The following is a 20,278-nucleotide window of genomic DNA, read 5'->3' on the forward strand; positions in this document are numbered from 1 at the left end:
GAGTGCCTGGCGTCACCGGCCGGAATGCGGCCGCGCGCCTCAGGCGACGGGGACGCCGAGCACCCGGGCGGCGCGTTGCATGCGCAGGGCATCCACGGACTCGGCCAGCAGTTCGTACTCGGTGGTGTCGTCGCCGGTGGCGAGGCGCACCATCCGCCCGGCGGCGAGCGTCTCGGCCACCTCCTCCTGCCGGACGACGTCGCCGCACCAGGCGCGCAGCACGGCGGGGACGTCGGGCACACCGTCGGCGACGGGGACGAGCGCCCCCTGCGGTAAGTGCTCGGCGTCGGGCCGCGGGTCGAGGCGCTCGGCGATCCAGAGGGCACGGTCGCGCAGCCACCACAGGGCGAGGGCGAGGGTGGGCGCCCGGTAGGTGCCGAGCGGTACGCCGATGCGCCGGCCGTCGCAGACCCCGTACGCGGTGACATGGCACAGGAATTCGTCGTGCACGTTCCCTCCCCCGCTGCGTCGCTCGCCCGCCGGGCCGGGCCGGCTGCCCGCCTCGTGGCTCGCATGCTGTGCGTGAGGGCGCCGTCGCGCGGTGTGAAGCGCTCTCGCTAGTCGAGTATGTTCACCGCTGAAACACTGTCACCACATGTTTCCGGCCAGTCTCCTGGCATATTCACGGCCATTGTTGGCCGAAACGGTGCGGGTGTGGCCGGCGGGGTGCGTGTGACCTCGGGGATGACCGACCGGGATCCGCCGTCCGGCCGGCGGGCACGCCCTCCCCGGTAAATCCACCGCGACCGCGGCCGCCCACCGCCATGAGGCCGTCGCCCACGAGGCGGTCACCACGGCGGCCGCGGCGACGCACGGGCGGTCCCCCCGGCTTCGCCTTCCGGCCGGTGGGGGCGTCGACGGCCACGGGCCGGACGGCCGCACGGCGCCCGACCCGTACCCGGTGCCCCTACTGCTTCACGACCGCGTCGATGCGGGCCAGCTCCTCCTCGCCGAAGTCGAGGTTCCGGGTGGCCGCGACGCTGTCCTCGAGCTGTCGCGGGCTGCTCGCGCCGACCAGGGCCGAGGTGAGGCGGCCACCGCGCAGCACCCAGGACAGCGCCATCTGCGCCAGGGTCTGGCCGCGCGAGGCGGCGATCTCGTTGAGCGCGCGCAGCCGGTCCACCAGTTCCCCGGTGACGGCGTCGGTGTTCAGGAAGGGGCTGTCGCTCGCGGCCCGGGAGTCCTCGGGGATGCCGTCGAGGTAGCGGGCGGTCAGCAGGCCCTGCTCCAGCGGGGAGTAGGCGATGGAACCGACCTGGAGCTCGTCCAGCGTGTCCATCAGCCCCTCGTCCTCCGGACGGCGGTCGAGCATCGAGTAGCGGGGCTGGTTGATCAGCAGCGGCGTGCCCAGCTCACCGAGGATGCGGGCGGCCTCGCGGGTCTGCTCGGCCGAGTAGTTGGACACACCGACGTACAGCGCCTTGCCCTGCTGGACCGCCGAGTGCAGCGCGCCCATCGTCTCCTCGAGCGGAGTCTCGGGGTCGAAGCGGTGCGAGTAGAAGATGTCGACGTAGTCCAGGCCCATCCGGTTCAGGCTCTGGTCCAGCGAGGACAGCAGGTACTTGCGCGAGCCCCATTCGCCGTACGGGCCGGGCCACATCAGGTAGCCGGCCTTGGTGGAGATCACCAGTTCGTCGCGGTGGGCCGCGAAGTCCGACGTCAGCGCCTCGCCGAGGGCGGACTCGGCCGCGCCGGGCGGGGGCCCGTAGTTGTTGGCGAGGTCGAAGTGGGTGATGCCCAGGTCGAAGGCGCGGCGCAGGATGGCGCGCTGGGTCTCGGCCGGACGGTCGGGGCCGAAGTTGTGCCACAGGCCGAGCGAGAGCGCGGGGAGCTTCAGGCCGCTGCGTCCGGTGCGCCGGTAGGGCATGTCCGCGTAGCGGTCGGGGTGTGCGGTGTACAACGCGACTCCAGAGAGGTTGGCACGCATGAGGGCGGTTCCGTCGAACCGCCCGTCCACTCTGCCGTGACCTGCGGGCAGTGGTCCAACAGGAGAATCCGATGGGATTCAGCGGATACGCTTCTCAATCATGGAACTGCGTCACCTCCAGCACTTCGTCGCCGTGGCCGAGGACCAGCACTTCACCCGCGCGGCGGAGCGGCTGATGGTCTCCCAGTCGGGCCTGTCCGCGTCCATCCGCGCGCTGGAGCGCGAGCTGCAGACCCCGCTCTTCGTACGGACGACCCGCAGGGTGACGCTCACCGAGGCGGGCCGGGCCCTGCTGGCGGAGGCCGAGCGGATCCTGGCGCAGGTGCGGGCGGCGCACGAGGCGGTGGCCGCGGTACAGGGCGTCCTGCGCGGCACCCTCGCACTCGGCACCGAGCAGTGCATCGCCGGGGTGAACGTGGCGGAGCTGCTCGCCACGTTCCGGCGGCTCCACCCGGACGTGGAGATCCGGCTGCGGCAGTGGGGGTCGGCCGCGCTGGCGGAGGAGGTCGCGGCGGGGCGGCTGGACCTGGCCTTCGCCTACCGGACGGAGGCGGACCCGGAGCAGCTGCGGTCGGTGCCGCTGACCAGTGAGCCGATGACCGTGCTCTGCCACCCGGACCACCGGCTCGCACGGGCGGGGGCACCGCTGACCCCGCACGACCTGGCCGACGAGGTCTTCGTCGACTTCCACCCGGACTGGGGTCCGCGCCGCGCCACCGACACCGCCTTCGCCGCCGCGGGCGTACGGCGCACGGTGGCGCTGGAGGTGAACGACGTGCACAGCCTGCTCGACCTGGTCGACGAGAACCTGGGCGTCGCCGTCGTGCCGCGGCACTTCCGGCACAAGCGGGAGGCCCTCACCGCGCTCCCGCTGAAGGACACCGGGGAGGCGGTGTACGAGACGGTCGCCCTGGTGCCGTCACCGCGGGCGACGAGCCCGGCGGCGCGGGCACTGATGGCCCTGCTGGACGACGGGGGCGCGTGAGGGGCGCGGATGCGCGAGGGTGGAGGCATGCATGCCAAGGACATCCTCATCGACGGCTTCGGCCGTATCCGGGAAGAGGTCCACGCCGCCGTCGGGGGCCTCGGCCCCGACGCGCTCAACGCCCGGCCCGGCCCCGACGCGAACTCCGTCGCCTGGCTGGTCTGGCACCTCACCCGGGTCCAGGACGACCACGTCGCCGACGCCTTCGGACTCGACCAGGTGTGGCTCTCCCAGGGCTGGGAGAAACGCCTGGACCTCGGCCTGCCCCGCCGCGACACGGGGTACGGCCACGCCTCGGCTCAGGTGGCCGAGGTGCGGGTCGACGACGGTGGTCTGCTGACCGGCTACCACGACGCGGTGCACGAGCAGACCCTCGGCGCGCTGCGCGCGCTGGCCGCCAAGGACCTGGAGCGCGTCGTCGACGAGCGCTGGGATCCTCCGGTGACCCTGGGCGTACGGCTGGTCAGCGTCCTGTCCGACGATCTGCAGCACGTCGGACAGGCCGCGTACGTACGGGGGCTGGTTCAGAGCACCGCGTCGTAGCCGGGCAGGACGACGTCCCGGATGAGCGCGTTGCGTTCGTCGTACGGGAGGAACGCGCTCTTCACGGCGTTCACCGTGACCGTGCGCAGGTCCTCGGCCGTCCAGCCGGCCTGCTCGACCAGCAGGGACATCTCCCGCGTCATGGTGGTGCCCGAGACCAGACGGTTGTCGGTGTTGAGGGTGACGCGGAAGCCGAGGTCCTTCAGCGCGGTGACCGGGTGTTCGGCGATCGAGGTCGCGGCGCCGGTCTGGAGGTTGGAGGTGGGGCACATCTCCAGCGCGATCCGGCGGTCGCGGACCCAGCCGGCGAGGCGGCCGAGCTTGCCGTCCACGATGTCGTCCGTGATCCGCACACCGTGCCCGATGCGCTGGGCGCCGCACACCTGGAGCGCCTGGTGGATGCTGGGCAGGCCGTGGGCCTCACCGGCATGGATGGTGAAGGGGACGTTCTCGCGGCGCAGGTGCGCGAAGGCGTCGAGGTGGTCGGCGGGCGGGAACCCGTCCTCGGCGCCGGCGATGTCGAAGCCGACGACACCCGCGTCCCGGAAGGCGACGGCCAGGTCGGCGGCCTCGCGGACCCGGTCGAACATCCGCATGCCGCAGAGCAGGGTGCCGACCCGGACGGGCGTCCCGGCGGCGGCCGCCTTGGCCATACCGGCGGCGAGGCCCTCCTGGACGGTCTCCACGACCTCGCTCATCGTCAGCCCGCCCCGGGTGTTCAGCTCTGGGGCGTAGCGCACCTCACCGTAGACGACACCGTCGGCGGCCAGGTCGAGCACGTACTCCTCGGCGGTGCGCAGCAGGCCCTCGCGGGTCTGCATGACGGCGAGGGTGTGCTCGAAGGTGGCGATGTAGCGGACCAGGTCGCCGGAGTTCGCGGCCTCGACGTACCAGGCGGCGAGCTCGCCGGGGTCGGTGGTGGGCAGGGTGTGACCGACGGCCTCCGCCAGCTCCACGACGGTCGCGGGGCGCAGACCGCCGTCGAGGTGGTCGTGCAGCACCGCCTTGGGGAGGCGGCGGAGAGTCTCGGTATCTATGCGCGTAGATGACATGTGCGGTCGTTCCTCAGCGGGTCGTTCGGCAGAAAAGCGGATCAGGGGGCGGCGGGCTGGAGCAGGTCCCAGCGGTTGCCGTACAGGTCCTGGAAGACGGCGACCGAGCCGTACGGCTCGTGGCGCGGCTCCTCCAGGAAGGTCACGCCGGCGGCGGTCATACGGGCGTGGTCGCGGGCGAAGTCGTCGGCGTGCAGGAAGAAGCCCACCCGCCCGCCGGTCTGGTCACCGACCCTGGCCCGCTGAGCCTCCCCGTCGGCACGGGCGAGCAGCAGTCCGGCACCGGTGTGCCCGGCGTCCGGTTCGACGACGACCCAGCGGCCGCCGTTCGGCCGGGGCGCGTCCTCGGCGAGCCGGAAACCGAGCGCCCCGGTGTAGAAGCGGATCGCCTCGTCGTAGTCGTCGACGACGAGGGTGACCAGGGGAATGCGTCTCATCGTGACCTCTCGAAGGGGGATTGACCGGAGAGGTTATACGTAAAACCGCCGGGCGCGCTAGTCCCGCTCCGGGACCGGCGGCCCGGAGCGGGAGGGGCGGGGCGGCTACGGGTACGCGTAGGTGTTGAGGGCGGTGACGGCGGCCGCCGGGTCGCCGAGGTCGTAGCGGTCCACGGCGAGGTAGTTGGGCTTCTTGCGGGCGGCCGGCTGACAGAACCTGCGGGCGCGGTCGGCGAGCTTGGAGTTGTCCGTGCCGGCGGTGGAGGTGATCGTGGTGTCCCGGAAGTGGTTCATGACGAACAGGGGGCGGAAGCCGGGTTCGGTGCGGGTCAGCGGGAGGGTGGTGCCCGCGTCGTACCACCGGCTGGAGCAGGACCAGTCGGAGGCGCCGACGCCCGGGCCCATGGACCAGTGGTTCTCGACGGTCCACTCGCGCTGGTACATCACGCCGAAGGTGTCGCGGGTCAGTCCGGCGGCCCGGTCGGCGTCGCGGCTGTGGTCGGTGAGGATCAGCAGCCGGTGCCCGGCGGCGGCCAGCTCCCCCATGGCCGGCCAGCCGTTCTCCCGGACACCGGTGCGGTCGGGGCGGTAGAGCACGTCCGGCAGCCCCTGGACACGGGCGAGTTCGGCGCGCAGGACGTCCGGGGCGACGTAGTCCTCCAGGAAGACGGTGACGAACTGGTCGGGATGGGCGCGCAGGAAGTCGACGATCCGCTGGAGGTCCACCCACAGGGCGACGGGCCTGCTGACCAGGGTGCAGCTGTTGTGGCAGAGGATCGCGCCGTCCGGGGTCTGGTGGATGTCCAGCATGAATCCGCGGACACCGTCGGCGAGCTGGCGCTCGATGCCCCGGTTCTGGTTGGGGAAGAGGTCGACGAAGGGCGGGGCGAAGCCGCCGTCGACGCCGTTGGCGTAGGCGTTGTGGGCGGCGAGGAAGGTGACCTCGTCCAGGGTGCGCCGGTCCCACGGCGGCAGGGGACGGGTCGCCGGGTCGACCGGGGTCAGGTACCAGGTGGCGAGGTCACCCGTGCCGGGGCCGACGGCGAGCGGGGCGGGATGGACCGCGCCGGAGGGCTTCGGGGCGACGGTGAGGCGGCGGTCGGTGCCGGGGACGGTGAGCGTGAAGCGGTCCGTGCCCGCGGGGGTGATCTCCCAGCGTGCCTCCGGGCTCGCGCAGGCGACGGTCCGGGCCCGGTCGCCGGTGCGGCCGAGGCAGGTGCCGGGGCTGTCGGTGTTCTCCAGGGTGCCGTCGGCTCCCAGGTTCCACCGCTGGTGGTCCTCGTCCCCGCGCGGTCTGTGCTGTTCGACCGTGCCGGAGGTGTCGGCGGCGTTCAGTCCGGTCGTCGCGCTCTGGACGTAGTAGGTACCGGGCGGCACGGTCGCCGCGGCGGCGGGTACGGGTACCACGGCCGTCGCGGCCAGCGCGGCGGCCGTGACGGTCGTGGCGAGCAGGGCGTGGGGGGTGCGCATGCGGGCTGCCCTTCGTCCGGGGGACGGCCCGCGCACGTGGGGCGCGCGGGCCGCGATCCGAGCGTCTTAGGTCAGGTGCATGACACCATGCCGAGCCGTCGGACGTCAGCAGTACAGGTTGCCGCCGGGTGACGTTCCGAGGATCTGGGTGAACTGCTGGTACTTGGTCACCCGGCTCTGCACCTGCGCGGGGTTGCGGCCGTCGCACTCCAGGGAGCCGTTGATGCTGCGGATCGTCTGGCCGAAACCGGCCTGGTTGACCATGGCGTTGTGCGGGGTCATGGTGCCCGGCCCCGACTGGGTGTTCCAGTACCACAGGGCGGTCTTCCAGGCCACGGCCGCGTCGTTCTGCACCAGCCAGGGGTTGCCCAGGAGGTCGATGCCGAGCGCGTCGCCCGCCGCCTTGTAGTTGAAGTTCCAGCTCAGCTGGATCGGTCCGCGCCCGTAGTACGCGGCCTGCCCGGCCGGACAGCCGTACGGCTGTCCCCAGTCGCAGTAGTGCGGGTAGTTGGCGGTGTTCTGCTCCACCACGTGCACCAGACCGCCGGTCTCGTGGCTGACGTTGGCCAGGAAGGCGGCGGCCTCCTGCTTCTTCACCGTGTCGCTGCCGGTGTTGGCGAAACCGGGGTAGGCGCTCAGCGCGGCCTTGAGCCCGCTGTAGGTGTAGAAGGGGTTCCGGTTCGGGAACATCTGGTTGAACTGCGCCTCGGACACGACGAAGCTGCCGACGGGCGTCCCGGAGCCGTTGTCACAGGCGTACGGCTCCCAGTACCAGGTGCTGATGATCGGGTCGTACCCCGGATTGGCGTGCTCGGCGATGTACGCCCGGCCGTCGGTGTACCGCACGATGTCACCGGCGTTGTACGACCTCCCGGCCACCCAGTTCGGGTAACTGGAGCACGAGGCGGCGGAGGCGGAGGCGGCGGGGAGCAGCACCGGCGCGCTGCCCGCGAGGACGAGGGCGGCGGTCACGGCGGCGATGCGTCTTCTCGACAAGGGAACAACTCCTTCGCGGAACGCGGCCGCTCCCGGACGAGGACATGCCAAAGCAGAGCCTCGCCCGCACATGCCGGCGGGGCCGGTCACGGCAGTGGGGGCGGCCGTGGTGGGGGGTGTGAAAGCACACTCAACCGCTTTGGTCTGTACCAGTCAAGGGTTTAGACCAGTCACCGTGACGCGAACATGCCGGTCGGTCGGTACCGGGGCGGGACGGACCCGCGCGAGCCCTACACATAAAGGGGGAATAAGAGCAGAATGAACTTATGCGGCCTTTACCGCATACCGCACCAGACGCGGTCAGGTCCGTTAGTCGAAGGAGACGACTCATGGCCAACGTCTCGCACCCGCGCGGTGACATCACGAGCCACCCCGATGCCCCGGAGATGCGGGCACGGTACGACCGTATGCTCGGGGGTCGTGATGTGGCCCTCGTGGACGGACCGGTGTTCCTGCTCGGTCTCTACTGTGCGGTGTCCCCGTGGATACTTCACTACACGACGAGCCAGCCCGCGCTCGTGGCCCACAACCTGATCGTGGGCATCGCGATCGGCCTGCTCGCCCTGGGGTTCACCGCGGCCCCGGCGCGCATGTACGGCCTCAGCGGGGCCATGTGCGCCCTGGGCCTGTGGATGATCATCTCACCGTGGATCGTCGGCACCGACCCCGATGCCGGCGTCATCTGGAACAACATCGTCATCGGCGCCCTCACCCTGATGCTGGGCACGGCCTGCGCCGCCACGGCCCTCAAGAGCGGCCGCCGGCCGTAGGAGGACCGCGAAGGGAGCCGAGCGCCGGCCCGCGTCGACCGCGGACCGGCGTTCTCCCGCCCGGGCGGGACCGCCCCGGCGGCCGGGGGACGCCGTTCCAGCCGTGCGCGGGGCCCACGTGGCGCACCACGGCGTCGGCGCGCTCGACCTGCGAACCGGGGCCGTCGGGCCGGGCCCCTTCGCGCATATCACGGTCGAACAGGGCGAGTACGGCGGCTTCATCCATGCGGCAGACCTCACCACGGGGCGGTGCCCGGGGCAACGGGATTACCGTGGCTGTCGTCCGAGTACGGTGAGGAGGCCGGACCATGGTCATGCGGGACGAGGAACTGCCGTACCTGCGGCGCTGTGTGGAACTGGCGGCCGAGGCGCTGGAGTCCGGGGACGAGCCGTTCGGTTCGGTGCTGGTGTCGGGGGACGGCACCGTGCTCGCCGAGGACCACAACCGCGTGGCCTCCGGCGACCGCACCCGGCACCCCGAGTTCGAGCTGGCGCGCTGGTCGGCGGCGCACATGAGCCCCGCCGAACGGGCCGCGGCCACGGTGTACACCTCCGGTGAACACTGCCCGATGTGCGCCGCCGCCCACGCCTGGGTGGGCCTCGGGCGCATCGTGTACGTCGCCTCCTCCGAGCAGCTGGCGTCCTGGCTCGCCGAGCTGGGGGTGCCCGCCCCGCCGGTGCGGACCCTGCCCGTCGCCGAGATCGCCCCGGGCGTGACCGTGGCCGGGCCCGTCCCCGGACTGGCGGACGAGGTCAAGGAGTTGCACCGGCGGTTCCACCGCGGACACCGCTGACCCGCGAGGGTCGATCGTTTCTCCGGACGGTTCAGCCGTACGTCCGCCGGCGGGCACGGCGGTACAGGGCGACTCCGCCCAGGAAGAGCGCGGCGCCGGTGCCGAGGACCGGGAGCGTCCGGCCGGCGCCCGTGCCGGCGAGGGCGGCGGTGTGCGGCGGGCCGCCGCGGGACCGACGGGCGGGAGTCCCGGGGCCCGCTTATGGTGGGCGAGGGCGCCGGTCGGGGCGTCCCTGGAGGCATCGATGCTGGCCAAGCTGTCCAAGCGACCCTCGGTCCGGCGCTGTGCGGTGCGGCCCTCGGTCCGGCGCTGCGCGGCCGCCGGGGCGGTCGGACTGGCCCTGCTGGGTACGGGGCTGACGGCCACCGGCCGGGCGGATCCCGACCTCGACCGGTTCTACGACCAGAAGATCACGTGGGCGGCCTGCGAGGGCATGGACCTGCCGAAGGACCTGCAGTGCGGGGCGGTCACCGTGCCGCTCGACTACGCGAAGCCCGACGAGGGCACCCTCGAACTGGCCCTCGCCCGCTACCGCGCCTCCGGCGACCCGCGGGGCTCGGTGCTGCTGAACTTCGGCGGCCCGGGCGGTTCGGGGGTGATGGGGCTCGCCGGCGGCCGCGAGGACTTCCTGGGCCTGACCGAGGAGTACGACGTGGTCTCCTTCGACCCCCGAGGCGTCGGCCGTTCCGCACCGGTCAGCTGCGGCACCGACGCCACCGGCCAGGCGCTGGAGGCCACCGACGGCGAGGAGACGGCGGACCCACGCGACACGCTGCGCAAGCTGCGCGAGGTGGCCGCCGAGTGCGCCGAGCACTCGGGCCCGGTCCTCGACCACATCGGCACCGTGGACGTCGCACGCGACCTGGACGTGATGCGTCAGGCGCTCGGCGACGGGAAGCTCAACTACCTGGGGTTCTCGTACGGGACCCGGCTCGGCGCGGTGTACGCCGCCGAGTTCCCCGACAAGGTCGGCCGCATGGCGCTGGACGGCGTGGACACGCTGACCGAGCCGCTGGCCGAGCAGGGGCTGGCCGGTGCCAGGGGGCAGCAGACCGCGCTGGACAACTTCCTCACCTGGTGCACCGAGGAGCTCGCCTGTCCGTTCGGGCAGGACGCGCGCACGGCCCGCACGCAGGTCGTGGAGCTGGTCGACTCGCTCGACGAGAATCCGGTGCCGACCGACTTCGGCGGCGAGTTCACCGGTCAGGACCTGGTCGGCGCCATCGGGCAGGGCCTCTACACCAAGGAGATGTGGCCGCTGCTGCAGCGGGCGCTCGCCCAGCTCGTGGAGGACGGGGACACGCGCGGGGTGGAGGCCCTCGCGACCGGAGGGATGGCGCCGCCCGCGCCCCCGCGGGCCGACCACCCCCTCGTCGACGAGGAGGACGTGCCCCTGGACAACCTGCCGGCGGCGCTGATGGCGGTGAACTGCGCGGACGACCCCGACCGTCCGGACGCCGGACGGCTGACCCGGGACCTGGCCCGGCTGCGCGGCGCCTACGAGGAGGCCTCGCCGGTCTTCGGGCGGTACCGGCTCGCCCAGGTGGTGCTGTGTTACGGCCGTCCCAAGGGGACCGACTACATCCGTGAGCGGGTCAAGGACCTCGACACGCCGAAGATGCTGCTGGTCGGCACCCGGGGCGACCCGGCCACGCCGTACCGCTGGACGGTGGAGACGGCCGAGCGGCTCGGTCCCTCCGCCGTGGTGCTGGACAACCGGGCCGAGGGGCACACCGGCTACGGGTCGTCCGAGTGCGTCCACCGCAAGATCGACGACTTCCTGCTCTACGGCTCCCTGCCGCGCAGCGGCAGTTCCTGCGGATCCGAGGACGACGGCCGCGTCTGAGCTGCTGCCCGGCCCCTAGGACGCACAGGCCGCTTTGCTCCGAATGCCCCGTTCGTGAATTCGCCCTATGGTGCTGTCGTGACTCCGCTCCCCCATCCGAGGGGGGCTTCCGACCCGAGGGTTGCGGTCCAACCCGAAACGATCCCTCATCGGGACGAAAGGAAATCACCACAGCCCAGGGAAGCAACTCCCCACCGGCTGAAACCGGTGGGCCCCGCCCTAGGAGACTGATGGAGCACGATCTGAGTCCCGCGACCCTTGCCGGGCTTCGCCGCCCGCGCCCCTACCCCGCGGTGTCCGTGCTGACGCCGACGCACCGGCGCGATCCCCTCAACGCCCAGGACGCCGTCCGGCTGCGCAACGCGGTGGCCGAGGCCAAGAAGAAGCTGGAGGCCGATCCCGCGGTCACCCGGGACCGGCGCGCCGATGTGGCCCTGCAGCTCGACCGGGCCCTGAGCGAGGTCGATCTGTCGCACTCGGAGGACGGCCTGGCCATCTTCGCCGCCCCGGGCGAGCACCAGGTGTGGTCGCTCGCCCGCGCCGTGCCCGAGCGCATCGTCCTCTCGGACACCTTCCTGACCCGCAACCTCGTCTCCGCCCACACGGCGCAGCGGCCGTTCTGGGTGCTGTCCGTCTCCGCCGACCGGTGCACCCTGTGGAGCGGCGGCGTGGACCGGGTCGTCGAGGAACGCGCCGGCGGCTTCCCGCTGATCCGGGAGCAACGGAACTTCGACCCCGAACGGCAGGAGTGGATCGGCGACCAGCCGAGCGGCTTCCGGAGCGAGGACACCCGCCGGTTCCTGCGCGACGCGGACACCGCGCTGGGGAAGCTGCTGCGCCACCATCCGCGGCCGCTGTACGTCACCGGCGAGCCCGCCGCCCTGTCCCTGCTGGGCGAGGCCGGCAGTGCGGCCGGGGACGCCGTGCACGTTCCGCACGGCGGGCTGGCGCACGGCACGCCCGAGGCGGTGTGGCAGGCGGTGCGGCCGGTGCTGGAGGCCGAGGCCCGCAGGAGCGCCGAGGACGTGGCCCGGTCGCTGGAATCGGCCCGGGGGCGCAAGGAGTTCGCGGCCGGCGTCGACGAGCTGTGGCAGAACGCCCGGGAGGGCCGGGTCCGGCTGCTGGCCGTGGAGGAGAACTACCGGATCACGGTGCGCGACGCCGGCGAGCATCTGATCGTCGCCGAGGACGGTGACCTGGACGCCCGCGCGGACATCGTGGACGAGATCGTGGAGCAGTGCCTGGAGACCGGCGCCGAGGTCCGCTTCGTCCCGGACGGCGCGCTCGGGGGCGCGGACGGGATCGCGGCGGTGCTGCGCTACTGAGGACGGGGCGACCCACCGGTCACCCGCACACGAACACGTGTCCGTCGAACGTGCGGATGAGTGGTGACGGTTGGCCGACGGGTCGTCATATCACTTGCGTATCATGGGAGTTGATACGCCCACGGCACCTCTGACGTATTCCCGCGGGTAACCCGGCGAAGACGGTGGCATATGCCTTAGGCACCGCCTTATCGTGTGTTGCCGAATCCCTTACGGGCCGTCGCGGGCTGTGCCACAGTCGTAACGGCCCCTCCCTCCGCCCGAAGGCCGTACCGTTCCCGCATCGGAGTGCGTCATGCCGTCCCACCTCTCCGCGGACCGTCCAGCCGCCCCGCCGCCAGGACGCGGTCCGGTCGACGCGCTCATCTCGCAGACCCGGCGGCTCAAGGGCGAGGTGGACGCGGTGCGCCGTGACACCCCGGCCGACCCGGCGGACCCGCGGGAGCGCTGGCGGCGCGCGCTGTACGACCTGGCGCTGCACCAGCTCGACGACCTGGACGGGCACCTGGCGCAACTGCGGGACGACCCGCTCCCCGTGCCGGGTCCGGCACCTGCACCGGACGACGCCCTGCTCAGCCGGGTCGGCAGCGCGGAGTGGGACCTGCTCACGGACGAGGTGCGCTGGTCCGGTGAGCTGTACCGGATCCTGGGCCGTGACCCGGCCACCGGGCCGCTCACCCTCGACGAACTGCCCTCGCTGGTGTTCGAGGAGGACCGGCCCGCACTGACCGCGATGGTCACGGACTGTCTGGTCGACGCCCGGCCCATCGACGGGGAGTTCCGCGTCGTACGCCCGGACGACGGCGTACGGACCGTGCACATGATGGGCGAACCGGTACTCGGTGCCGACGGCAGCACCACCTCGATGTGGGCGGTGCTGCGCGACGTCAGCGAACTGCGCCGCTACCGAAGGGCGGTGAGCGAGACCCGTGACTCGCTGCGCCGCCGGCGGCACGCCGCCGCGCGGACCGAGCACCGGCTCGCGGTCGAGCTGCAGGAGGCCGTGCTGCCGACGTGGCACGGCCCCCTGCGGCTCCCGCAGGCCGGCCCGGGAACCCTCGACCTCGCCGCGGCCCACCTGCCGCCGTCGGCGCACGCGCGGATCGGCGGCGACTGGTACGACGCCCTGGAGCTGCCCGACGGCACGACGGTGCTCGGTGCCGGCGAGCTGACCGGGCACGGCGTCGGCGCCGCATCCGGCATGGCGATGCTGCTCGGCGCCGTGCGCGGCATGGCGATGACCGGCACCGCGCCGGGACCGCTGCTGACCTGTCTGAACCGGTTATTGGACACCACCGCGCAGCCGGCCCTGGGCAGCGCCGTCTGTCTGCGCTACCGGCCCGAGACCCGCTCGCTGCTGTGGGCGCAGGCCGGGCACCCCGCCCCGCTGCTGTTCCGCGGCGGGACGGGGTGGGCGCTGGACGCCCCGGACGGCGTGCTGCTCGGCGCCACCCCGGGCGCCTCCTACGGACAGGCCGAGGTGACCCTCGAAGCCGGCGACGTCCTGCTGCTGCACACCGACAAACCGGTGCCCGATCACACCGGAGCCACCGCCGTGCACCGTCTGCTCGCACTGGCCCCGCGCTTCGCCGCCGCCCGCACCGCACAGGACTGCGTCCGGGCGGTCGTGGAGGAGTGCGGCGCGCGGGAGCGCGACGACACCGCCTGTGTGCTCGTCGCCCGGGTCGCCCCGTAGACCGGTCCGCCCTCTTTACGCCTGGGCGCTGCCGCCCTTGCCCCTGGGCCGGGGCAGCACCTGTTCGATCTCCTCCCTGAGTTCCTGGATCCTCGGGTACGAGGCGTACTCGGCGGTGAGCCGGTACATCTGGCGCAGCCGGTCCCAGGTGCGGCGCGAGGAGTTCTGCCCCATCGACACCAGGGCGAGGCGCGCGAACCGGTCCGCCTGCTCGGGGTCGTCGGCGATGAAGCACGCGGAGGCCATGGACAGGAAGTCGAAGATCTTCGACCGCTGCTGCGCGTCGACCCGCAGCGCCAGCGCCTTGTCCGCGTAGTGCTGGGCGTGCACGGCGGCGTCCGGCTCGAACTCCGCGAGCGTCCGGTACGCCAGGGCCTGCATGCCGTACAGGTCCGCCTCGTTGAACAGCTGCATCCAGTTCGGCGGGGGCACGTCCCCCTTGTCGGAGACGAACAGGTCCTCCGCCTGTCCCAGGGTGCGGCGCATCGCCTGGCCCTTGCCCATGGACGCCTGCGCCCACGCCTCGATGGTGTGGAACATGGCGCGGGTGCGCGGCAGGACCTCCTGGCCCGAGCCGGACTGGGCGAGCTTCATCAGGTCCATCGCCTCGTCGGGCCGGCCCAGGTGCACCATCTGCCGGGCCGCCCGGGACAGGGCCTCGCCGGCGCGCGGCCGGTCACCGCCCTCCCGGGCCGCGTGGGCGGCGATCACGAAGTACTTCTGGGCCGTGGGTTCCATGCCGACGTCGTGCGACATCCAGCCCGCGAGAACGGCGAGGTTGGCGGCGACGCCCCACAGGCGCCGCTGGAGATGGGGTGGGTGGTGGTAGGCGAGCATCCCGCCCACCTCGTTGAGCTGGCCGACCACCGCCTTGCGCTGGAGACCGCCGCCCCGGGCGGCGTCCCAGGCGCGGAACACCTCCACGGAGCGCTCCAGTTCCTCGATCTCCTGCGAGCCGATCGGGGCGGCCTCGTACCGGTCGAACCCGGCGGGGTCGGCGCGCAGGGGATCGTCGAGTCGGGGTGCGTCGGCGGTCAGGGCCGGATCGGTGTGCAGCCAGTCGTGCATGGCGCTGCTGAGTGCGGAGCCCGCGGTGAGCGCGGCACCCGCGCCCACCAAGCCGCGTCGGTTGAGCATGAGGTCCATTCCCGTGAATTCGGTGAGGACCTCGGCTGTCCGCTCGGGCGCCCACGGCACTCCGTCGGGATGTTCCGCACTCCCGGGGCGTGGCCGTTTCCCCGTACGCCCGTGCCGGACCAGACCGAGATCCTCGATGGTCACGACACGGCCGAGACGCTCGGTGAACAGGGCCGCCAGCACCCGCGGTACGGGATCGCGCGGGATCTCTCCCATGTCGATCCACCGCCGCACCCGGGAGGTGTCGGTCGCCAGCTGGGGGTGGCCCATGGCCGCCGCCTGCCGGTTGACCAGCCTCGCGAGTTCGCCCTTGGACCAGCCGGCCAGGCCGAACAGGTCCGAGAGCCGGGTGTTGGGTTGTCCGCTCACGTCAAGCCCCCAGGTTCTCGGCTGAGTTGACAGTAGCCCGGTGCGGTTTGCCGGGCGACTATTCGCCAGGGTTCGCCAGGGTGCGCCAGATGGTGTGCCAGGGGACATCGGGTGTCGAGTAGGAACGCGCCACCACGACCCCGTCGCACAGGGGCATTCCCCCAGGGTGCGCCCGGGCGGCCGGGCCGGGTGGTGCACTGACGTCGCAGGCACACGAAGGGATCTGTATCACCCATGTACGCAGCATCGTCCTCCGTGTCCGCCCCGCCCCGGCCGCTGCGCCCCCGTCCGTCGGACAGCGGCCCCTATCTCGCCCCCGCGCGCCCGGCGACCCCCGTCCTCGGCGCCGGCAACGTACGGCGCACCGCGGGACCGGGCACCCAGCCGCTCAGCGGGAGGCTCGACCTGTCCGGCCCGCAGGGCGCCCAGCTGCGCACGGCGATCGCGTCGGTGCACCGCATCTGCCCGGAGTTCGCGCCGGTCCAGGTGCTGCGCCGCACCGGCCGGTCCGTCCTGCTGGTCGGCACCACCGGCCGGAGCACCGCGGTCGCCAAGTGCTTAGTGGACCACTCCCCCGCGTGGAGTGAGCGGATCCGCCACGAAATAGCGGCATACCGCTCGTTCGTCCGGCACCGTCCGCCTGTGCGGGCGCCCCGGCTGATCGCGGCGGATCCGGACAACGGCACGCTGGTGATCGAGCGGCTGCCCGGCAGGGTCGCGGCGCTTCAGCGGCACCCGGCGGAGGCACCCCCGCGGGCGGACATCAGGGCGGCACTCGGCGCGGTCTGCCGGCTGAACTCCTGGCGGCCGCCGGCCGGGACGTTCGACGCGCCGCTGGACTACGCGGCCCGTATCTCCCGGTACCACGAGCTGGGGCTGCTCACCGACCGGGACCTGGGCGACCTGCAGAAGCTGCTGCACGGCATCGCGCTGGCCACCGGGCGGCAGGGCATGGGCCAGTTCTGCCACGGCGACGCCCTGCTCTCCAACATCCTGATCTCACCGGCCGGCCCGGTGCTGGTGGACTGGGAGCACGCGGGCTGGTACCTGCCGGGGTACGACCTGGCGACGCTGTGGTCGGTCCTCGGGGACGCTCCGGCGGCCCGGCGCCAGATCAGCCAGATCGCCCAGTCGGCGGGGCCGGCCTCACGGGACGCCTTCCTGGTGAACCTGATGCTCGTCCTGACCCGGGAGATCCGTACGTACGAGACGGCCGTCCAGCGCTCGATGCAGGACACGTCGCCCACGGCCCCGTCCGGCGAGGAACACCGCCTCCTCCTCCGCCGCCTGCACGACGACTGCCAGATGGCCCGCCGAGCGGTACGAGCGGCCGTGGGCACCCGCTGATCCGTGCCTCCCCGGCCGCGGGCAGTCGTGCCGCGGCCGCGAAGGTGGTGGCGGGCCGGTCCCCGCCCCGCCACCACTGGCGTACACCACTGACGCCCCGCAGGCCCGGCACCCGCCGCCACGAAAACCCCGCACACCCCGATTGACAAGGTATTTCACGCCTCTCTGGGCATGATTGACGGATTATCAGCCGACCGGTACGACTGTCGCACCGCTCGGCTCACGTCGCACGCCCCACGCCCCATGCCCCAGGAGGCCGCATGAGACAACCCGTCCGCATCCTCGCCGCAGCCGCCCTCACCCTCCCCCTGCTCGGCGCCGCCCCCTCCACCGCCCCGCCGGGCACCGCCCGTCTCCAGCAGGCGTTCGCCACTGCGGCCGCCGAGTACGACGTACCGCAGAGCGTGCTGCTGGGCGTCTCCTACCTCCAGTCCCGCTGGGACGCCCACGCCGGCGCCCCGAGCGTGACCGGCGGCTACGGCCCCATGCACCTCACGGACGCCCGCACCGCGCTCGCCGCCTCCGACCACCACGCCTCGGGCGCGGAGGATCCGCGCGGCGACGAGGCCCGCCCGTCGAAGCGTCCCGAGGCACGAGCGGTACGCACCGGGGAGCTGCCCGCCCGGCTCATCACCCTGCCGAGAGCCGCCCGCCTGACCGGCCTCAGCCCCGAACGCCTGCGCGAGGACCCGGCCGCGAACGTGGCGGGCGGCGCCGCCCTGCTGGCCGAGGCCCAGCGCCGGCTGGGCGAGCCCGGGAGCGACGACCCCGCCGACTGGTATGCGGCGGTCGCCCTCTTCTCCGGCGCCGACGACACCGCGTCGGCGACGGCGTACGCGAACGACGTGTACGAGGTGATCCGCACCGGCGAGGAACGCGTCACCGACGCCGGGCAGCGGGTCGCCCTGACCGCCCGCCCGGACCTCGCGCCCGACACCGCGGCGCTGGAGCGCGCCGGACTGCGCACCGCCTCCACCGCCGGCACGGAGTGCCCGAGGACGGTGTCCTGCGAGTGGATCCCGGCACCGTACGAGGAGTTCGGCGACGGCGACTACGGCAATCACGACCTGGGGAACCGGCCCGCCTCGCAGCGCATCCGGTACATCGTCGTCCATGACACGGAGGGCGCCTGGGAGGGCGTCCTCGACATGGTGCAGGACCCCACCTATGTGTCCTGGCAATACAGTCTGCGCTCCACGGACGGTCACATCGCCCAGCATGTGAAGGCGAAGGACGTGGCCTGGCACGCGGGCAACTGGTACGTCAACGCGGGGTCGATCGGACTGGAGCACGAGGGTTTCCTGACGGATCCCGACGCCTGGTACACCGAGGCGATGTACCGGTCCTCGGCCCGGCTGGTGAAGTACCTCGCCGAGAAGTACGGCATCCCGCTGGACCGGCAGCACATCCTCGGCCACGACACGGTGCCGGGGACGACCACCGCCACCATCCCCGGCATGCACACCGACCCCGGACCCTACTGGGACTGGCGGCACTACTTCGAACTGCTGGGCAAGCCCCTGAAGGCCACGGCCGGCAAGCACGCGGGCATCGTCACGATCCGGCCCGACTACGCCGCCAACCGACCGGTCTTCACGGGCTGCGCGACCGCGGGCGAGCCGTGCGCCGGCCACGGGTCGAGCGCGGTGCGGCTGTACTCCGACCACGACGAGGACTCCCCGCTGGTCAGGGACATCGGCCTCGGCTCCGCCCCGACCACCGGGGTGAACGATCTGTCCTCGCGGGTCTCCACCGGCCAGAGTTACGCGGTCGCCGACCGCTGGGGCGACTGGACCGCCATCTGGTACCTCGGCCAGAAGGCCTGGTTCGAGAACCCGGCGAAGCAGCCGGCCGCCGTGCCCGCGAAGGGCAAGGTCGTCACCCCGAAGGAGGGCCTCGACTCGGTGCCGGTCTACGGCAGGGCGTACCCGGAGAAGGAGGCCTATCCCGAGGGCGTGCCGGCCCAGGCGGTGTCGCCGCTGCCGTACACGGTGCTCAAGGGCCAGAAGTACGTCACCGGGGGCAAGGTGCCGGGCGAGTACTACTACGCGGTGACCTTCGACGAGGCGTCCCACCAGGTGGTGCGGGGCAAGGACCTGTACTACGAGATCCAGTTCGGCCACCGGGTCGGGTTCGTCCGGGCGGCGGACGTGACGGTGGCGTCGTCGTAGCGGCGCGGACGCGGTGGTGCGAGGGCCGGGTTCCCAAGGAGCCCGGCCCTTTGTGTCAGCCCTGCTGGAACAGTCCCGCGGGGAGCGGCTTGAGGAGGGCGTACAGGTCGTCGGTGATGGGGCGGTCCCAGGCGGCGATGGTCACCAGGACGTTGTCGCTGCGGTCGAACTGCACGCAGGAGATCCGGCTCTCGGAGAGCTTGACCCGGCGCACGATCAGCAGGTTGTCGCCCTGCATCACCGGCACGTCCTCGGTACCGACGACGGTGATCTCCTCGTCGTTCTCCAGCGCCAGCAGCAGCTGCCCGACCTCGAAGGGGACCTCGCCCTCCGGGACGTCCCGGGCCGGGGAGCCCTCGGGCAGATTACCGATGATCATCGCGGGGCCGCGGCCGCCGAACAGGTCGTAACGCAGGAAGACGCCCTGGCAGCTTCCGTCGGGGGCGGGCAGCAGGCCGGCGCCCAGATTGCCGGGCCAGTCGCCCGGGTCCATGGCCAGAACGTCGAATTCGGGCCCGGCGGGTGTGGCGCTGCGGCGGCGGAGGAACGACATGCCGCCATGGTACGTGCCCGGACCCGCGTACGGGCGGTCGGGCGACGCCCTCCTCCGCCGCCCGGACCGCCGGTGCCGCCCGGACCGGCGGACCCGGCCGAGGACCGGGTCCGCGCCGGGGCCGGGGCTGTGCTCTGTGCCCGGGGGCGTGCCGGCGCGCGTGCACGATCCGCGGCGGCGCCGCTCACGTCAGGTCGAACTCCCCCTCCCGCGCTCCCGACACGAACGCGCCCCACTCGGCGGGGGTGAAGATCAGGGAGGGGCTCTCCGGGCTGCCGCTGTTGCGCATGGCGATGAAGCCCTCCACGAAGGCGATCTGGACATCGCCCAGGCCACGGCTGCTGGACTGCCACTGCGCGTTGCTGAGGTCCAGCTCCGGCTTGTCCCAGCCTGTGAGCGGGCGCTGCTGGGTGGTGCTCTCGGCCACGTCCGTGCTCCTCCCGATTACCGTCGTCCGCGGGCCAGCCTAGCGACCGGTTCCCGCCCCCGACAGGCCGCGAGGAGCACCTTTCCGCGAGGACGCCGGGCGGGCGGGGCGAACCGGTCCGGCGCGCTTTGAACCCACCGCGGCGTGCCGACGTACTGGTGGGGGCAGGCCCGTTCACCGGGTCCTGTCCGCCATGCCATCGCAGGACCGCACGGAAGGACCCTCCGGGTGTCGCTCTTCATTCGCCCCCGCCGGCTGCCGGACACCACCGAGGGCGAGGCGGACCGGGGAGGCGACCCGGCCGCGCCCGGGGAGGCGGCCGGGAGCACACCGCCGGTGGTCGCGCCGCCGGGCTGGTTCGGCTGGCGGCACCGGTGGCCGCGTACGGCGCGCGGCGTCACCGTGGGGACGACCGTTCTCGCCGGCGTGCTGG

18 protein-coding genes and 1 pseudogene are annotated in these 20,278 nt (G+C 72.7%); 9 read left to right on the forward strand and 10 right to left on the reverse strand.

Annotation, left to right across the window (positions count from 1 at the left end):
- Positions 1–39: 39 nt before the first annotated feature.
- Together IH50_RS0117795 and mgrA are read right to left on the reverse strand one after the other, a co-directional pair.
- The gene (locus IH50_RS0117795; RefSeq protein ID WP_030862646.1) at positions 40–450 is read right to left on the reverse strand and encodes a hypothetical protein; all 411 of its coding nucleotides are present in this window, start codon (positions 448–450) and stop codon (positions 40–42) included.
- Positions 451–907: 457 nt separating this feature from the next.
- Complete coding sequence (mgrA, locus tag IH50_RS0117800; RefSeq protein WP_030862648.1) at positions 908–1,900, reverse strand: L-glyceraldehyde 3-phosphate reductase; 993 nt, start codon at positions 1,898–1,900, stop codon at positions 908–910.
- Between the two features lie 127 nt (positions 1,901–2,027).
- Between mgrA and IH50_RS0117805 the strand changes: the two genes are divergently transcribed.
- Entirely contained in the window at positions 2,028–2,912 is an 885-nt protein-coding gene (locus IH50_RS0117805; protein ID WP_030862651.1) for a LysR substrate-binding domain-containing protein, read from the forward strand.
- Positions 2,913–2,939: 27 nt separating this feature from the next.
- A complete protein-coding gene (locus IH50_RS0117810) occupies positions 2,940–3,455 on the forward strand; it encodes a mycothiol transferase (RefSeq protein WP_030862653.1) in 516 nt (171 codons plus the stop codon).
- Here the strand turns inward: IH50_RS0117810 and IH50_RS0117815 are convergent.
- The 4 genes from IH50_RS0117815 to IH50_RS0117830 form a co-directional block, all read right to left on the reverse strand.
- On the reverse strand, positions 3,437–4,507 hold the full coding sequence (locus IH50_RS0117815) for an adenosine deaminase (protein WP_030862656.1): 1,071 nt from the start codon (positions 4,505–4,507) through the stop codon (positions 3,437–3,439). The genes IH50_RS0117810 and IH50_RS0117815 overlap by 19 nt on opposite strands.
- A 41-nt stretch (positions 4,508–4,548) precedes the next feature.
- Positions 4,549–4,944: a VOC family protein gene (locus tag IH50_RS0117820; RefSeq protein WP_030862658.1), complete on the reverse strand. Its 396-nt coding sequence runs from the start codon at positions 4,942–4,944 to the stop codon at positions 4,549–4,551.
- 105 nt (positions 4,945–5,049) lie between these two features.
- On the reverse strand, positions 5,050–6,414 hold the full coding sequence (locus tag IH50_RS0117825) for a PI-PLC domain-containing protein (protein WP_030862660.1): 1,365 nt from the start codon (positions 6,412–6,414) through the stop codon (positions 5,050–5,052).
- A 105-nt stretch (positions 6,415–6,519) separates the two neighbouring features.
- Positions 6,520–7,410, reverse strand: a complete 891-nt coding sequence (locus IH50_RS0117830) for a glycoside hydrolase family 19 protein (RefSeq protein ID WP_030862663.1) — start codon at positions 7,408–7,410, stop codon at positions 6,520–6,522.
- A 329-nt stretch (positions 7,411–7,739) separates the two neighbouring features.
- On the opposite strand from IH50_RS0117830, the gene IH50_RS0117835 reads away from it, so the two are divergent.
- Positions 7,740–8,180, forward strand: coding sequence for an SPW repeat protein (locus tag IH50_RS0117835; RefSeq protein ID WP_030862666.1), 441 nt, complete (start codon positions 7,740–7,742; stop codon positions 8,178–8,180).
- Positions 8,181–8,268: 88 nt separating this feature from the next.
- Here IH50_RS0117835 and IH50_RS42615 read toward each other — a convergent pair.
- Positions 8,269–8,406: pseudogene (locus IH50_RS42615) on the reverse strand (GNAT family N-acetyltransferase); the annotation flags it as partial.
- A gap of 82 nt (positions 8,407–8,488) precedes the next feature.
- Here IH50_RS42615 and IH50_RS0117840 point away from each other — a divergent pair.
- The 4 genes from IH50_RS0117840 to IH50_RS0117855 all read left to right on the forward strand — a co-directional run bounded on the left by IH50_RS0117840 (position 8,489) and on the right by IH50_RS0117855 (position 13,841).
- Positions 8,489–8,974 (forward strand): nucleoside deaminase, encoded by a 486-nt coding sequence (locus tag IH50_RS0117840; RefSeq protein WP_030862669.1) that lies wholly within the window; start codon positions 8,489–8,491, stop codon positions 8,972–8,974.
- 244 nt (positions 8,975–9,218) lie between these two features.
- On the forward strand, positions 9,219–10,820 hold the full coding sequence (locus IH50_RS0117845) for an alpha/beta hydrolase (RefSeq protein ID WP_030862671.1): 1,602 nt from the start codon (positions 9,219–9,221) through the stop codon (positions 10,818–10,820).
- A gap of 230 nt (positions 10,821–11,050) precedes the next feature.
- Entirely contained in the window at positions 11,051–12,145 is a 1,095-nt protein-coding gene (locus IH50_RS0117850; protein WP_030862674.1) for a chemotaxis protein, read from the forward strand.
- A 295-nt stretch (positions 12,146–12,440) separates the two neighbouring features.
- Positions 12,441–13,841, forward strand: a complete 1,401-nt coding sequence (locus IH50_RS0117855) for a PP2C family protein-serine/threonine phosphatase (protein WP_030862676.1) — start codon at positions 12,441–12,443, stop codon at positions 13,839–13,841.
- 15 nt (positions 13,842–13,856) lie between these two features.
- Here IH50_RS0117855 and IH50_RS0117860 read toward each other — a convergent pair whose 3' ends face one another.
- Complete coding sequence (locus IH50_RS0117860; protein WP_030862679.1) at positions 13,857–15,347, reverse strand: hypothetical protein; 1,491 nt, start codon at positions 15,345–15,347, stop codon at positions 13,857–13,859.
- Positions 15,348–15,581: 234 nt separating this feature from the next.
- Here IH50_RS0117860 and IH50_RS0117865 point away from each other — a divergent pair, with 234 nt between their 5' ends.
- Together IH50_RS0117865 and IH50_RS0117870 are read left to right on the forward strand one after the other, a co-directional pair.
- Positions 15,582–16,694 carry an aminoglycoside phosphotransferase family protein gene (locus IH50_RS0117865; RefSeq protein ID WP_030862682.1) on the forward strand — a complete coding sequence of 371 codons (1,113 nt, stop codon included), beginning with the start codon at positions 15,582–15,584 and terminating at the stop codon, positions 16,692–16,694.
- A 260-nt stretch (positions 16,695–16,954) separates the two neighbouring features.
- Positions 16,955–18,865, forward strand: a complete 1,911-nt coding sequence (locus tag IH50_RS0117870; RefSeq protein ID WP_030862684.1) for an N-acetylmuramoyl-L-alanine amidase — start codon at positions 16,955–16,957, stop codon at positions 18,863–18,865.
- A 55-nt stretch (positions 18,866–18,920) separates the two neighbouring features.
- On the opposite strand, the gene IH50_RS0117875 is transcribed toward IH50_RS0117870, so the two are convergent.
- Both IH50_RS0117875 and IH50_RS0117880 read right to left on the reverse strand, forming a co-directional pair.
- The gene (locus IH50_RS0117875) at positions 18,921–19,418 is read right to left on the reverse strand and encodes a hypothetical protein (RefSeq protein ID WP_030862686.1); all 498 of its coding nucleotides are present in this window, start codon (positions 19,416–19,418) and stop codon (positions 18,921–18,923) included.
- Between the two features lie 184 nt (positions 19,419–19,602).
- Positions 19,603–19,845, reverse strand: a complete 243-nt coding sequence (locus IH50_RS0117880) for a DUF397 domain-containing protein (RefSeq protein ID WP_030862688.1) — start codon at positions 19,843–19,845, stop codon at positions 19,603–19,605.
- Between the last annotated feature and the right edge of the window lie 433 nt (positions 19,846–20,278).

This window comes from Streptomyces sp. NRRL S-37, from assembly GCF_000721605.1.
Taxonomy (GTDB): domain Bacteria; phylum Actinomycetota; class Actinomycetes; order Streptomycetales; family Streptomycetaceae; genus Streptomyces.

Coding starts and splice junctions, on each gene's coding strand:
- IH50_RS0117825 (WP_030862660.1), bottom strand. CDS start 6,414: ATGCGCACCCCCCACGCCCTGCTCGCCACGACCGTCACGGCCGCCGCG.
- IH50_RS0117865 (WP_030862682.1), top strand. CDS start 15,582: ATGTACGCAGCATCGTCCTCCGTGTCCGCCCCGCCCCGGCCGCTGCGC.
- IH50_RS0117820 (WP_030862658.1), bottom strand. CDS start 4,944: ATGAGACGCATTCCCCTGGTCACCCTCGTCGTCGACGACTACGACGAG.
- IH50_RS0117835 (WP_030862666.1), top strand. CDS start 7,740: ATGGCCAACGTCTCGCACCCGCGCGGTGACATCACGAGCCACCCCGAT.
- IH50_RS0117845 (WP_030862671.1), top strand. CDS start 9,219: ATGCTGGCCAAGCTGTCCAAGCGACCCTCGGTCCGGCGCTGTGCGGTG.
- IH50_RS0117815 (WP_030862656.1), bottom strand. CDS start 4,507: ATGTCATCTACGCGCATAGATACCGAGACTCTCCGCCGCCTCCCCAAG.
- IH50_RS0117870 (WP_030862684.1), top strand. CDS start 16,955: ATGAGACAACCCGTCCGCATCCTCGCCGCAGCCGCCCTCACCCTCCCC.
- IH50_RS0117875 (WP_030862686.1), bottom strand. CDS start 19,418: ATGTCGTTCCTCCGCCGCCGCAGCGCCACACCCGCCGGGCCCGAATTC.
- IH50_RS0117805 (WP_030862651.1), top strand. CDS start 2,028: ATGGAACTGCGTCACCTCCAGCACTTCGTCGCCGTGGCCGAGGACCAG.
- IH50_RS0117810 (WP_030862653.1), top strand. CDS start 2,940: ATGCATGCCAAGGACATCCTCATCGACGGCTTCGGCCGTATCCGGGAA.
- IH50_RS0117855 (WP_030862676.1), top strand. CDS start 12,441: ATGCCGTCCCACCTCTCCGCGGACCGTCCAGCCGCCCCGCCGCCAGGA.
- IH50_RS0117850 (WP_030862674.1), top strand. CDS start 11,051: ATGGAGCACGATCTGAGTCCCGCGACCCTTGCCGGGCTTCGCCGCCCG.
- IH50_RS0117840 (WP_030862669.1), top strand. CDS start 8,489: ATGGTCATGCGGGACGAGGAACTGCCGTACCTGCGGCGCTGTGTGGAA.